At 66.7% G+C, this 13,768-nt stretch carries 13 protein-coding genes; 2 read left to right on the plus strand and 11 right to left on the minus strand.

Features of this window, described 5'->3' with window-relative positions:
• Positions 1-60: 60 nt before the first annotated feature.
• The 11 genes from ABD154_RS15480 to dnaK form a co-directional block, all read right to left on the minus strand.
• Positions 61-798 (minus strand): urease accessory protein UreD, encoded by a 738-nt coding sequence (locus ABD154_RS15480; protein WP_198499762.1) that lies wholly within the window; start codon positions 796-798, stop codon positions 61-63.
• Positions 795-1,649, minus strand: coding sequence for an urease accessory protein UreG (gene ureG / locus ABD154_RS15485; protein WP_232623724.1), 855 nt, complete (start codon positions 1,647-1,649; stop codon positions 795-797). Before ureG ends, ABD154_RS15480 begins: the two co-directional genes overlap by 4 nt.
• Positions 1,642-2,382: an urease accessory UreF family protein gene (locus tag ABD154_RS15490; protein WP_198499763.1), complete on the minus strand. Its 741-nt coding sequence runs from the start codon at positions 2,380-2,382 to the stop codon at positions 1,642-1,644. Before ABD154_RS15490 ends, ureG begins: the two co-directional genes overlap by 8 nt.
• Positions 2,382-4,085, minus strand: a complete 1,704-nt coding sequence (locus ABD154_RS15495) for an urease subunit alpha (RefSeq protein ID WP_198499764.1) — start codon at positions 4,083-4,085, stop codon at positions 2,382-2,384. The genes ABD154_RS15490 and ABD154_RS15495 overlap by 1 nt, the downstream gene beginning before the upstream one ends.
• Positions 4,078-4,413 carry an urease subunit beta gene (ureB, locus tag ABD154_RS15500; protein WP_211978697.1) on the minus strand — a complete coding sequence of 112 codons (336 nt, stop codon included), beginning with the start codon at positions 4,411-4,413 and terminating at the stop codon, positions 4,078-4,080. The genes ABD154_RS15495 and ureB overlap by 8 nt, the downstream gene beginning before the upstream one ends.
• 12 nt (positions 4,414-4,425) lie before the next feature.
• A complete protein-coding gene (locus tag ABD154_RS15505; protein WP_137824520.1) occupies positions 4,426-4,728 on the minus strand; it encodes an urease subunit gamma in 303 nt (100 codons plus the stop codon).
• On the minus strand, positions 4,728-6,401 hold the full coding sequence (locus tag ABD154_RS15510; protein WP_344251614.1) for a purine-cytosine permease family protein: 1,674 nt from the start codon (positions 6,399-6,401) through the stop codon (positions 4,728-4,730). Before ABD154_RS15510 ends, ABD154_RS15505 begins: the two co-directional genes overlap by 1 nt.
• A gap of 615 nt (positions 6,402-7,016) precedes the next feature.
• Entirely contained in the window at positions 7,017-7,484 is a 468-nt protein-coding gene (locus ABD154_RS15515) for a heat shock protein transcriptional repressor HspR (protein WP_137824518.1), read from the minus strand.
• Positions 7,485-7,498: 14 nt separating this feature from the next.
• Positions 7,499-8,557, minus strand: a complete 1,059-nt coding sequence (locus tag ABD154_RS15520; protein ID WP_344251610.1) for a DnaJ C-terminal domain-containing protein — start codon at positions 8,555-8,557, stop codon at positions 7,499-7,501.
• 212 nt (positions 8,558-8,769) lie between these two features.
• Positions 8,770-9,432 carry a nucleotide exchange factor GrpE gene (locus ABD154_RS15525; RefSeq protein ID WP_137824516.1) on the minus strand — a complete coding sequence of 221 codons (663 nt, stop codon included), beginning with the start codon at positions 9,430-9,432 and terminating at the stop codon, positions 8,770-8,772.
• Positions 9,432-11,312 (minus strand): molecular chaperone DnaK, encoded by a 1,881-nt coding sequence (gene dnaK / locus ABD154_RS15530; protein ID WP_344251611.1) that lies wholly within the window; start codon positions 11,310-11,312, stop codon positions 9,432-9,434. The genes ABD154_RS15525 and dnaK overlap by 1 nt, the downstream gene beginning before the upstream one ends.
• Before the next feature lie 562 nt (positions 11,313-11,874).
• On the opposite strand from dnaK, the gene ABD154_RS15535 reads away from it, so the two are divergent.
• Positions 11,875-12,795 carry an ATP-binding cassette domain-containing protein gene (locus ABD154_RS15535; protein WP_344251612.1) on the plus strand — a complete coding sequence of 307 codons (921 nt, stop codon included), beginning with the start codon at positions 11,875-11,877 and terminating at the stop codon, positions 12,793-12,795.
• Positions 12,792-13,625 carry an ABC transporter permease gene (locus ABD154_RS15540; RefSeq protein WP_344251613.1) on the plus strand — a complete coding sequence of 278 codons (834 nt, stop codon included), beginning with the start codon at positions 12,792-12,794 and terminating at the stop codon, positions 13,623-13,625. The genes ABD154_RS15535 and ABD154_RS15540 overlap by 4 nt, the downstream gene beginning before the upstream one ends.
• The last annotated feature ends 143 nt before the right edge of the window (positions 13,626-13,768 follow it).

The following is a 13,768-nucleotide window of genomic DNA, read 5'->3' on the forward strand; positions in this document are numbered from 1 at the left end:
CCGGGGTCCGGGGGTCGTGTGCCACGCCCCCGCAGCTCACCGTGGGCAGCTGCCGTATGCTCACTCGGCCGGTCGGGTCCACCGCTGCCACACGGAGTCGACATGCGATTCGTGAGCGGCGGCACCGATCGCTCTCGCGATCGTCCCGGGCCGTGCGAGCTCGAGCATTCGCACTGTCGTCCCGCCGCCCACTTCGTCACCCGCAGTCGGACCGGTGGCGGCGTCTCTCCTGCCGAAGAGCATCGCCGTATCGAGCACCGAGGCGGATCCGAGGACGCCCGGCAGTGGATCGGTTCCGTCGACATCGAGGTCCTCGACGAAATACGGCCTCCCCGTGCAGTCGCGCACATCGGTGCTGCTCCGCAGAGACCCGCCGACCTCGCCCGAGCGCCCGAGCACGATCGTCTCCCGCAGACGCACCGTCGCCTCGGCGCCGATGCGCACCCGCGTCGACCTGCGCACCCGCGCCCCCGACGCGACGACGAACGGGAACGTCTCCCAGATGAGACCGCCGGCCGCGCCCACCTCGATGTCGACGTCCCACCGTGACTCCGCCCCATCGGTCGGGTAGGCGACCGTGCCCCCGACGTCTTCGATGACGAGGCGGCATCCTTGCCCGACCCGGATGCCGATCGTCACCGCATCCTCGCCGAGGAGCGCCGCACCTCCGGCGACGATCGCCACATGCGCGCGCCCTCCGGCCGCGCGGGAGATCAGCCGCGGCTGCATGAGACCGGGAGCCAGACGCACCTGCGGAAGCTCGCGCCCGGCGACCAGGTCGACGGCGATGTGCGTCATCCCCGGCCATCTGCAGGCACCCGATCCGCTGGGGTCCGAACGCCGCCGTCTGCGTGCTCGAGAGGGTCGGGGCCGCCGGCACCGTCTTGGCCGGCACCGTCGCGGTCAGGATCGTCCGCGTGCCCGTGGCCCTCGCTTTCGGCGTGCGAGTGCATGTATCCCCCGTCCTCATCGGCATGGAAATGCGGTGCCATCGGACCCGGATCCTGCGGTTCGTGCGCCCCGGACCGATGCGTCTCGAGCAGCGCGAGCAGCCATGACCGCAGGCGCGCGACGGACTCCTCATCGGTGCGCGAGAGCCCGAGCACCGGGCCCTGCTCACGTGCCGCCTCGGCGTCGGAGATCATCTGCTCGACGTCGACGCCCACGTACGGCGCGAGGTCGGTCTTGTTGACGACGAGGAGATCGGCGCGCCCGATGCCGGGGCCGCCCTTGCGCGCCACATCGCCACCGCCGGCGACGTCGAGGACGAAGATCTGGGCGTCGATGAGCGCCGGCGAGAACGTCGCAGTGAGGTTGTCACCGCCGGATTCGACGAGCACGAGGTCGAGCGGATCGAAATCGGCTTCGAGCTCCTCGACTCCCGCGAGGTTGGCCGTGACGTCGTCGCGGATCGCCGTGTGAGGGCAGGCACCGGTCTCGATGGCGCGGATCCGGTCGGGATCGAGCACCCCGGCGGCCCTGAGCAGCCGGGCATCCTCGTCGGTGTAGATGTCGTTGGTGATCACCCCGATGCGGATCTCCTCGGCCAGGGTGCGGCAGATCATCGCGATGAGCGAACTCTTGCCGGTGCCCACGGGGCCGGCGACTCCGAGTCGCAGGGAACGATGCGGGGTGGGGAACTCAGGCACGGAACAGCCTCCTCGGCAGTGCGGACTGGGCCTCTGCCCAGTCCTCGATGAGCGGTGCCCCGGCAGCGGGAATCGCTGCGGGGTCGGTGAGCGTCGCCAGATCGGCGACACAGGGCTCGAAGGCGGTGCACGCCTCGAGCACCCAACCGGTGGCCGCAAGCGGATCCATCGGTTCGAGTTTGAGCATCGCAGCGGCGACCGTCTGCGCATCGTCGTAGGCGACGAGGCGAACGAGGTCGGCTGCCGGGATCCCGGCGGCTGCGGCGATGGCGCCGAGCACCACAGGACGCGGAAGTCCGCGTCGCGGCAGCACCGGGTCCACCTCGGGCCACAGCGTGACCGCCACGCGACGCAGTCCCGCACCGAGCACCTCGGCGATCTCCCGCAGTGCCGGGCTGGGAGTGCGCGCCGCCCATTCGTCGCTGATGTCGGCGAGGATCGCACCGGACTCCCGGTCGCGCCCGCCGCCGCGGTCGATCTCAGCTCCGACGACGCGAGCGCCGATCAGGGCATGGCGGGTGACGACGGCGGTGCCGGCCTCCACGCGGACGACGGTGCGCATCCGCGCGCGCATGTAGGCTGCGACCTCCCTCGGCGCGAGCCCATGGCGCAGTCCGGCTTCGACGCCGTTCGAGGTCACGTGCGCTCCCGCGGGCAGGCGGGCGTCGGCGAGGAGCATGATGATCGCCGAGGCGGCCCCGGGCCCCAGCGCGTCGAGCGTCACCGTGTCCATCAGAACATCTGGTAGAGCTGGGCGAGCGGCAGCGCATGTGCGGGTGCCGCGGTGACGAGGTCGCCGTCGATGGCGATCTGGAACGTGTCCGGGTCGATGTCGATGGTGGGACGGACGTCGTTGTTGCGCATGTCCGCCTTCCCGATCCCCCGCGTCGGCGCGACGGCACGCAGCTCCCGGCGCAGGCCCAAGCGCTCCCGCAGCCCGCTGTCGAGGGCGGCCGGAGCGACGAACGACACCGAGGTCGTCGCCCCGAGGGCATCCCCGAAAGCCGGCCGCATGAGCACCGGCTGCGGGGTCGGAATCGACGCGTTCGGATCGCCGAGACCGGCCCAGGCGATCGCCCCGCCCTTGATGACGAGGTCGGGGCGGACGCCGAAGAAGCGCGGATCCCACAGCACGAGATCGGCCATCTTCCCGACTTCGACGGAACCGAGGTGCGCATCGACCCCATGGGCGATCGCCGGATTGATCGTGTACTTCGCCACGTACCGGCGTGCCCGCTCATTGTCGGCCGGCATCGTCTCGCCGAGGCGCCCCCGCCGCAGCTTCATCGCGTGGGCGACCTGCCAGGTGCGGGTGATGACCTCGCCGATGCGGCCCATCGCCTGAGCGTCCGAGGAGGTGATCGACAGGGCGCCGAGGTCGTGGAGGATGTCCTCGGCGGCGATCGTCGTCGCCCGGATGCGCGATTCGGCGAAGGCGAGGTCCTCGGGCACGCTGGGGTTGAGGTGGTGGCAGACCATGAGCATGTCGAGGTGCTCGGCGACGGTGTTGACCGTGTGCGGAAGAGTCGGATTGGTCGAACCGGGGATGATGTTCTCCAGCGCGGCGATCGAGAGGATGTCGGGGGCATGGCCGCCGCCGGCGCCTTCGACGTGGAAGGCGTGGATGCTGCGCCCGGCGATCGCGGCGATCGTCGACTCGACGAAGCCCGACTCGTTGAGCGAGTCCGAGTGGAGTGCGACCTGCAGGCCGTGATCGTCGGCGGCGCGCAGCGCGGCGTCGATCGCGGCCGGTGTCGCGCCCCAGTCCTCATGGATCTTGTACCCTGCCGCCCCGCCGAGGGCCTGTTCGGCCAGACCCGCGGCGGAGACAGTGTTGCCTTTGCCGAGGAGGAGGACGTTGACCGGCAGTGCGTCGAGTGCGCGCAGCATCATCCCCAGATGCCACGCTCCGGGCGTCACCGTCGTCGCCTTGCTCCCCTCCGACGGCCCCGTTCCGCCGCCGACCACGGTGGTGATTCCGGTGGCGAGCGCCTCATGGATCTGCGACGGCGACAGCAGGTGGACGTGCGAGTCGATCCCACCGGCGGTGAGGATCCGGCCCTCGCCGGAGATGACGTCGGTCGACGGGCCGATCTGCAGACCCGGATCGACCCCGTCGGCGATGTCGGGGTTGCCCGCCCGGCCCAGAGCCGTGATCACGCCGTCGCGGATGCCGACGTCGGTGCGGATGATCCCCCACCAGTCGAGGACGATGACATTCGTGATCACGGTGTCCGGTGCCCCCTCGACGCGCGTCGTCGTGCCCTGGAGCATCGATTCGCGAATCGACTTGCCCCCGCCGAAGACCGCTTCGTCACCGCCGAATGTCCGATCGTCCTCGATCTCGATCCACAGGTCGGTGTCCCCGAGGCGGACGTGGTCCCCGGTCGTCGGTCCGTAGAGAGAGGCGTAGCGCTGAGCGGAGATCTCAGCCATCAGAACCGCCCGTGGGAATCTGCAGTCCGGGCACCCGGGCACGACCGCCGAGGCGGACGATCGGCACGGTCCGCGACGCCCCCGGTTCGAACCGGATCGAGGTCCCGGCCGGAATGTCGAGCCGGCAGCCCTCGGCCCGAGCCCGGTCGAACGCCAATGCGGCGTTGACATCGGGCAGGTGGAAGTGCGATCCGATCTGCACCGGACGATCTCCCGTGTTCTCGATGGTGATGCTGCCGGTGTCCGCCTCGGCGGCGCGTGCGTTGAGGAGGCGGGTGCCCTCGCGCACCCGCACGGCTCCCGGCCCGTGGTCTCTCGTGCCTGCCATGACGCGGTCCTGTCAGTCGATGGGATTGTGGATGGTGACGAGCTTGCGCCCGTCGGGGAACGTGGCCTCGACCTGGACGTCGTGGAGCATCGGCGCCACATCGTCCATGACATCGTCGCGACTGAGGACCTCCCGCCCGGTGACCATGAGCTCCTCGACCGCGGCCCCCTCACGCGCCCGCTCGATCACCCACGTGCTCAGCAGCGCAACGGATTCGGGATAGTTGAGCGGAACCCCCCGCGACAGGCGATCGCGGGCGACCATGCCGGCGACGGAGAGCAGCAGCTTCTCCGTGTCCCCCGGTGTGAAATGCATCAGCGCTCCCGGACAGGGTCGGCCGGCAGGACATGTTCGCCGAGGCGGTCGGTCGACAGTGCCAGCGAGCTGAGATAGAGCGTCTCCCCGTTCGGTCCGGTCTTCGCCGAGGCGATCATGTCGGGACGCTCGAACTCCATCTCCGTGACGTGGCACCACAGGGTCGCATCCGTGGGGTTGCCGTGGTCGTCATACATCGGCACGTCGATGCCGTCGTCCTGTCGACGCAGGTAGAAGCGCCCCCGGGTGATGATCGCCATGAGCGGTGTGGCGACGATGGCGATGCCGACGGCGAAGAGCGGGGAGAACGGCTGGACCGCGGCCCCGAAGGCACCGAAGTAGATGGCGATGGACACCCCACCGGAGAGCACGAGGGAGACGACGCCGACCGGGTTCCAGTCGTAGAGCATGCCGCGCCTGAACTCCGGGGTCTTCGGTGAGAGTCCCAGCACGTACTTGTTGATGGCGATGTCCGCGGCGACGACGCAGATCCACGACATCGCGAGGTTGGCGTAGAAGCTGAGGATCGCGTTGAGGAAGTCGAACATGTTGAGCTCCATGAGCGCCAGAGCGAAGAGCAGGTTGACGACGAGGAAGGTGATCCGCCCGGGGTAGCGCTTGGTGATCCGGGTGTATGCGTTCGTCCACGCCAGTGACCCGGAGTAGGCGTTCGTCACGTTGATCTTCACCTGGGAGATGACGACGAGGACGACGGCGAGCAGCAGGGCGAGCCATTGCGGCATCATCTGCTCGTAGGTGGCGAGCAGCTGCTGGACCGGCTCGGTCGCGAATCCGGTGGCCCCGGGCACGTTGGCGATGAGGTAGACGGCGAGGAACATGCCGATGATCTGCTTGATCGCACCGAAGATCACCCAGCCCGGACCGGCGAGGATCACCGCCGTCCACCAGCTGCGACGGTTGGCCGGAGTGCGCGGGGGCATGAATCGCAGGTAGTCGATCTGCTCGGCGATCTGGGCAATGAGCGAGAGGCAGACTCCGGCGGCGAGCATGGCCGAGGCGAAGTTCGCGCTCTCGCCGCTCTCGCCCTGGTACGCGAAGAAGGTGCTCACGGATTCCGGTTGGAAGGCGATGAGGTAGCCGACGGGGACGACCATGAGGACGAGCCAGAGCGGTGTCGTCGAGACCTGCAGTCGGGCCAGCGCCTTCATGCCGAAGATGACGAGCGGGAAGATGATGACGGTGGAGAGGAGGTAGCCGAGCGGGCGCGGGATGCCGAGTCCCAAATAGAGCCCTTGGGCCATGATCGATCCCTCGAGGGCGAAGAAGATGAACGTGAAGGTGGCGAAGATGATGTTCGTGATCACAGAGCCGTAGTACCCGAACCCTGCGCCGCGGGTGATGAGATCGAGGTCGAGGTTGTAGCGCGCGGCGTAGAAGGCCAGGGGCCAGCCGGTGAGGAAGATGATGATGGCCGCCGTGAGGATGCCGAGGATGCCGTTGGCTGTGCCGTGAGCCAGGCCGATGCTCGCGCCGATCGAGAAGTCAGCGAGATACGCGATGCCGCCCAGTGCACTCGTCGCCACCACGGCCGGTGCCCACGTGCGGTAGGAGCGCGGCGCGAATCTCAGAGTGTAGTCCTCGAGACTCTCGCGCGCTGCGGCCTTCGCCTCGCGGCTCGTCCCCGGTGGCGCCGTCGACTTGTCTGCAGACATCGTCATGGTGGTCTCCTCGGTCGCTCGTCGATCTCAACAGCGCCCATCCTGACAGTCGATTGTTTCGTCCCGTGGCGAGCAACGTTTCGCCTGTGTTTCGACAGCGGACAGTGCCGCGCACCAGGTGCCCTGGTAGGCGCAGTGCGCTCACACGACTCTGGCCGCCGGACGGTTGCCTGTCGTGAGTTCTCGCAACCCATGACTCGCGCCCTCTGAGGCTCCCACCCTCGCAGCCTCACGTTGCGGCTCATCCTGGTTCGAGCGGCTCTGTTCAAAACGTGAGCCGCCCAAAACAGGATGAGCCAAAGCGACGTTCGGGTGGTTCGGCGGGGTTACACAGGTCGAGCGATGTCGGCGAAACGGGCGTGTGCCGGACAAGCGACCTCCCCACGCGCAACGCCGGTGGAATCCGGGTCGGGGCCCGGTTTGCGCCAGTTGAGACTGAGATGGCCAAGGCAGCCTTGGCCATCTCAGAGCGAACTGGCCACAACCCGATCCGGGCATGAGAAAGGGGCGGATCGCTCCGCCCCTGGAAATGATGCTCCGCCCCTGGTCACAGCCACCCGTTGCCGCTCAGGCTGCCGTCACAGCCGCTCGGTGCCGCTCAAATTTCCCTCACGCCTTCGCCGGGCCGCGCACTCTTCGGGTGGTGAAATCGTCGTAGAGCACGACGGCACCGGCCTCCGATTCGGCGGTGACCTTGGGTCGCCGGCCGCGCGCGATCGAGACGACATCGCCGCCGGAACCGGCAGCGAAGACACGCGAATCGCGTTCGCGTGCCGCCGCCTCGGCGAGGACCTCCTCCTCGAGTTCCCGGTTCCGGCTGCGCAGGGCGTCGATCTGGTTCTGCATCTCCATGATCTTCTTGATCCCGACGAGGTTGACCCCCTCGTCCTTCGAGAGATGCTGGATCAGGCGCAGCTTGGCGATGTCCCGCCCCGAGTAGCGTCGGCCCTTGCCGGCCGTGCGCTGCGGGGTGACGAGACCCATCCGGTCATACTGCCGCAGGGTCTGCGGGTGCATCCCCGCCAATTCCGCCGCCACCGAGATGACGTAGAGCGCTGCGCTCTGAGAGAACTGCATCCTGCCTCACTGCCTCAGCTTGCCTTGGCCCGATCGAGCAGGCCGGCACGCGGGTCGTCGGATTCCGTCGCCGCCTTGTAGGCTTCGACGGCTTCCTTCGCTTCCTTCGAGAGGTTCTTCGGCGCGACGATCTCGACGGTGACGAGCAGATCGCCCGTGCCCTTCTTCGTCTTCACGCCCTTGCCGCGCACCCGCAGGGTCCGACCCGAGGGCGTGCCCGCGGGGATCTTCACCTTCACCGGCTGACCGCCGAGCGTGGGCACCTTGACCTCGGCGCCGAGCGCCGCCTCGTCGAAGCTCACCGGCAGGTCCATCCGCAGGTTGTCCCCGTCGCGGGTGAACACCGGGTGGGGCTTGACGTGGACGGTGAGGATGACGTCACCGGGATCGCCGCCGTTCGGGCTCTGCTTGCCCTTGCCGGCCAGTCGGATCTTCTGTCCGTCCTTGACGCCGATCGGGGTGCGCACGGTCAGCGGCTTGCCGCCGGGCATCTGCAGCTTCACGGATGCGCCGTTGGCCGCCTCGGTGAAGCTGAGGTTCGTCGAGGACTTGATGTCCCCGCCCTTGACCGGTGGCGAATATCCGCCGCCGAAGCCCGTGTCGTAACCGCCGCCGTAGCCGCCGTACGACCCGCCGCCGAACCCGTTGAGGAGATCGGCGAGATCCGGGGGCACGTCGCCGTAGCCGCTGCCGCCGCCGAACCCGCCGCCGCTGTAGGTCGTCCGGGTCCGGGTGCGCCCGCCGCCTCCGAAGAGGTCGGAGAACACGTCGTCGAAGCCGCCGCCGGCTCCCCCGGCACCACCGGCGCCGGCGCTGAACCTGGCACCGCTGCCCATGGCGCGGACCTGGTCGTACTGTTCGCGCGATTCCTTGTTCGACAGCACCTGGTGGGCCTGTCCGATCTCCTTGAACTTGGCCTCCGCCTCGGCGTCCCCCGGATTCGCGTCCGGATGGTACTTCCGCGCGAGCTTGCGGTAGGCCTTCTTGATCTCGGAGTCCGACGCGTCCTTGGAGACGCCGAGGGTCTTGTAGAAGTCCTTCTCGAACCAGTCGTTCTGCGGTCCGGTACTCATCTGGCACCTCCCTTCTTCTCAGTCCTGTTGTGCCTGCCGGTGCGTGTCCGCCCCGGCTCTGTCATTCGTCCGTTCATCTGTCTGCTCACAATCCGCAATCCCCGCGAAGGCTTCCCTCCCGGTGATTCCGGACCGTCGCCGAGGCGGTCCCCGCTCCCAGCGTCCGTGGCCGGACGCTGGGGTGGCGGGTCACCTCGGCGAAGGTGGAACGGTCAGTCCTCTGGCTGCTGCACGCCGACGCGGGCCGCGCGGATGATGCGATCACCCATGCGGTAGCCCGGCTGCATGACCATGAACACCGTCGGCACCTCGACTTCGTCCGACGGCTGCTGCATGAGAGCCTCATGCAGGTGCGGATCGAACTCGTCGCCGACTGCGCCGTACTGCTCGACGCCGACCTTGGCCAGCGCGTCGATGAGCTTGTTCACGTGGGCCTCGAAGGGCCCGGAGACGTCGCCGTTCTCCTGCGCCAGACGCACCTCGTCGAGGACGGGAACCAAGGCCTCGACGACCTTGACGGTTCCGCCCACGGACGCCCGCTCGCGTTCGCGATCGGCGCGCATCCGGTAGGCCGCGTACTCGGCGTTGATGCGCTTGAGGTCGGCGAGGTGGGCCGCGGCCTCGGAGCCGGGAGCGGGTTCGCTGCCGGCCGCCTCGGTGTCGTTGAGCGATGAGGCGTCGGCCGGGATCTCGACACCGAGGTCGCTGGCGTCGGCCAGCACCTCCTCGGTGTCGGCTCCCTCACCGGACTCCCCCGAAGCCGACTGCGGGTCGGCTTCGGGACGGAGCTCACCGGTCTCGGGATCGACCCGACGCTTGTCATGGAAGGTGAAGCCTGGCTCCTCGGACGACGGATCGTTGCCCTCGGTCGTCATTACTTCTTCCCCTCGTCCTCATCATCATCCACGACCTCGGCGTCGACGACATCGTCGTCGGCACCGGTGCCTGCGTCGCTGCTGCCCTGGTCGGCACCACCGGCAGCGCCACCGGCCGCGCCGGACTCCTGCTGCTGGTAGATGGCCTCACCGATCTTCTGCTGCTTCTCGGTGAGCGTGTCGAACGCCTTCTTCACGGCGTCGTCGTCTTCGCCGTTGAGAGCTTCCTTGACAGCATCGACGTCGCCCTGGAGCTCGGTCTTGATGTCCTCGGGCAGCTTGTCGGCGTTGTCGTCGAGCAGCTTCTGCGTCTGGTAGGCGAGGTTCTCCGCGTTGTTGCGGACGTCAGCGGCCTCACGGCGCTTCTTGTCCTCTTCCGCGTGCTCCTCGGCCTCACGCACCATGCGCTCGATGTCCTCCTTGGGGAGGGCCGAGCCGCCGGTGATCGTCATCGACTGCTCCTTGCCGGTTCCCTTGTCGGTGGCCGAGACATGGACGATGCCGTTGGCGTCGATGTCGAACGCGACCTCGATCTGCGGCACGCCGCGCGGAGCCGGCGCGATGCCGGTCAGCTCGAAGGTGCCGAGGTTCTTGTTGTCGCGCGTGAACTCGCGCTCACCCTGGAAGACCTGGATCGACACCGACGGCTGGTTGTCCTCAGCCGTGGTGAACGTCTCCGAGCGCTTCGTCGGGATCGGGGTGTTGCGCTCGATGAGCTTCGTCATCACGCCGCCCTTGGTCTCGAGTCCGAGCGAGAGCGGGGTGACGTCGATGAGCAGGACGTCCTTGCGTTCGCCCATGAGCACACCGGCCTGGACGGCAGCGCCGATCGCGACGACCTCATCGGGGTTGACGCCCTTGTTGGGCTCCTTGCCTCCGGTGAGCTCGGTGACGACCTGGGTGACGCCGGGCATACGGGTCGAACCGCCGACGAGGACGACGTGGTCGATGTCCTTGACGGACACGCCGGCATCCTTCATCACCGCGTGGAACGGGGCCTTCGTGCGCTCGAGGAGGTCCTTGGTCAGGTCCTCGAACTTCGCCCGGGTGAGGGTCTCGTCGAGGTGGATCGGACCGTTCTCGCTCATCGAGAGGTACTGCAGGGAGATGTTGGTGCTCGTCGCGGACGAGAGCTCCTTCTTCGCCTGCTCAGCGGCCTCCTTGAGACGCTGCATGGCCGTCGAGTCCTTGGTCAGGTCGACGCCGTAGTTGTTCTTGACCTGCTCGACCAGCCAATCGACGATCCGCTGATCCCAGTCGTCACCGCCGAGGCGGTTGTCGCCGGAGGTCGCACGGACCTGAATGGTCGAGAAGTCGTCGTCGTCCTTGCCGACTTCGAGCAGCGAGACGTCGAACGTACCGCCACCGAGGTCGAAGACGAGGATGAGCTCGTCTTCCTTGCCGCGCTCGAGGCCGTAGGCCAGAGCGGCAGCGGTGGGCTCGTTGATGATGCGCAGGACGTTGAGGCCGGCGATCTCACCGGCGTCCTTCGTGGCCTGACGCTCAGCATCGTTGAAGTAGGCCGGAACGGTGATGACCGCGTCGGTGACCTTCTCCTGCAGGTATTCCTCAGCGTCGTGCTTGAGCTTCTGCAGGATGCGGGCGGAGACCTCGGGAGCGGTGAGCTTCTTGCCGCCGATCTCGGTGTCCCAGTCGGTGCCCATGTGGCGCTTGACGGACGCCACGGTGTTCTTCACGTTGGTGACGGCCTGGCGCTTGGCGATCTCGCCGACCAGGGAGTCCCCGTTCTTGTTGACTGCGACGACGGACGGGGTCGTGCGACCGCCCTCCATGTTCGCGATGACCTTGGGGTCACCGCCCTCGAGGACGGCGACGACGGAGTTCGTGGTTCCGAGGTCGATTCCAACTGCACGTGCCATATCGTTTCTCCTTAACTCTCAGAGTCGTCTCGGGCTGAATGCGAGCGGCCGAACCGGAGGGCCCGATCGCGCACATTGAGTCTGATGGACTCAAGTATTCTCTTCCCGGCTGAGATCGTCAATCCCCGCCTCATCAAAGTTGCGTACACTAGACTCAACTTTGTGGAGCGCCGAGTTATTCCACATGTGGAGAATTTTTCGCAGAATTTCTTCGCCGAGGTGGCTGAGGCGCATTCGGGCGCGCCAGCACTGGGCAGGCGGCTGGGTCCGCGGAGGGTTGCGGGCAAGCCCCGACCCTCGAAGGGTCTACCAGACCGATCACCCAGATCCTGTGCACGTCAGCGTCATTACCCAGGTCTGGTCTGCGACCACGGGCGGCCACGTACCGCATGAAAGTCGGTTAGGGCTCTAACCGGCAAGAGCTGAATGGGTCAGGGTCGCCGGCAAGGGTCTGGTTTGTTCGAGTAGTACGCTGGGCGCAGGCCTGCGGTACTGCCGGGAGCGCTGAAGTGTGTACCTCGGGCGGATTTCGTTGCGTTCTGGTGTTCATATCGTGGAAGTCATGATTACAGCTGAGAACTTGACCAAGAGATATGGCGCGACGACAGCCGTCAATGATCTCTCTTTCACTGTTCGTCCTGGGGCTGTCACTGGGTTCCTTGGGAGGAACGGTGCCGGGAAATCTACGACGATGAGGATGCTTGTTGGGCTTGATCGGCCGACGGCGGGACGAATCAGCATCGATGGGAAGGACTACCGTGAGTTCAACGATCCGCTTCGGCACTTGGGTGCGATGCTCGATGCTCGGGGTGTGCACCCGGGCCGCAGCGGTTACGACCACTTGTTGGCCGTGGCGTATTCCAACGGGATACCGAGGCGGCGCGTCGAGCATGTCGTGGAAATGGTCGGTCTCCGGTCGGTTGTCTTCCGGCGAGCTGGTGGTTTTTCCTTAGGGATGGGGCAGCGTCTCGGGATCGCGACTGCGCTGCTCGGAGACCCGGAGATTCTGGTGCTCGACGAGCCGACGAATGGTCTCGATCCGGACGGCATCTTGTGGTTGCGCACGCTGCTCAGCCGGATAGCGACGGAGGGGCGGACGGTGTTCTTGTCCTCGCATCTCATGAGCGAACTCGCCCTGATCGCCGAAGACCTCGTAGTCATCGGCGGTGGAGAGTTGCTGGCCGTCGGATCGGTTGAAGCGGTCGTTTCTTCGGTTTCGCCGGAGACTGTCCGCGTGATCACGCCCGAAGCCGGGGCGTTGGCCAGAGCTCTGCAGGGGCCGGGCGTGAGTGTGTCATCGACCGATTCCGAATCTCTCGATGTGCGAGGTCTCGCTGCGCGCGAGATCGGCAGCATCGCCGCGGGGGCACGTATAGTTTTGTACGGGCTCGAGACACATCGGGCTTCGTTGGAGGAAGCCTTCATGCAGATCACGCAAGGCGCCCCTGTGCACGGCGCGCACCTTCAGGAGGCTGCGGAATGAACGGCGCGGCACAGAATTCCCTGGCCACGACTCTCTCGAGGCCACATCAGGACGACCTGGGAGCCGCCCGGGTCACTACGCTCGGGCTGTTGCTCTCCGAATGGACGAAGCTGCGGTCGGTGCGTTCGCTCGTTTACACCGTGCTGACGGCGTTTGCGGCGACCACTGCCGTGACAGTTTGCCTCATCATCGATGGGACGAAGTTCTCCAGCGGGCAGGCCGGGGATATCCCCTTTGCCTTCACGTCAGTCTACCCTCTCGGGATGATCGTGCTGATTATCGCGGGCGTTCTCGCGATAACCAGCGAGTACAGCAGTGGCTCCATAGGAATGAGTCTGGTTGCTGTCCCTCGCCGCACCGGAATGTTCATGGCGAAGGCGGCTGTTCTCGCGGCTGTGACTGCGGTTTTGGCGATGGTGATGTCGTTGCTGCTATATGTCATCTTGCAGATCACAGGCACTGTTCCCTCGGCCGATGGGATGTCATTGTTTGATCCTCGTATGTTCTGGGGCGTTCTCGGAGCTACAGCTACCATGCCGTTCGGGGCCGTGTTCGGCCTGGTGCTGGGAGGTCTGACGCGCAATGCCGCCGCGGCCATCTGCCTGTACTTCGGCGTCTTCCAGCTTGGACCGCAGCTCTTACCCTCTCTCGTGCCCGACAATGTCGCTGGCCTCGCTGACTTCATGCCCCTGACCGCGATCAATGTGATCCGCTCCGGTGGCTTGATTGCCGATCCGTATGGCAGCGGGACGGCAGCCATTGTCCTGCTCGGTTGGTTGGTTGTGCTCGGCGGGGCGGCCTGGTTGTTGTTGAAGCGGCGGGACGTGTGATCGTCCCGGGTGGTGGGGTAACGTGAACGGATTATTGCGTTGGGTGCGTGCTTTCGACCGGAGGCACCCGTTGTGGTGGGATGTCATGCCCCGGGGATAATAGAGGCAGGGAGATTGGAAGAAGGAGATTCTCTCTTGCCAGT

Source organism: Brevibacterium sanguinis, from assembly GCF_039528855.1.
Taxonomy (GTDB): Bacteria; Actinomycetota; Actinomycetes; order Actinomycetales; family Brevibacteriaceae; genus Brevibacterium; species Brevibacterium sanguinis.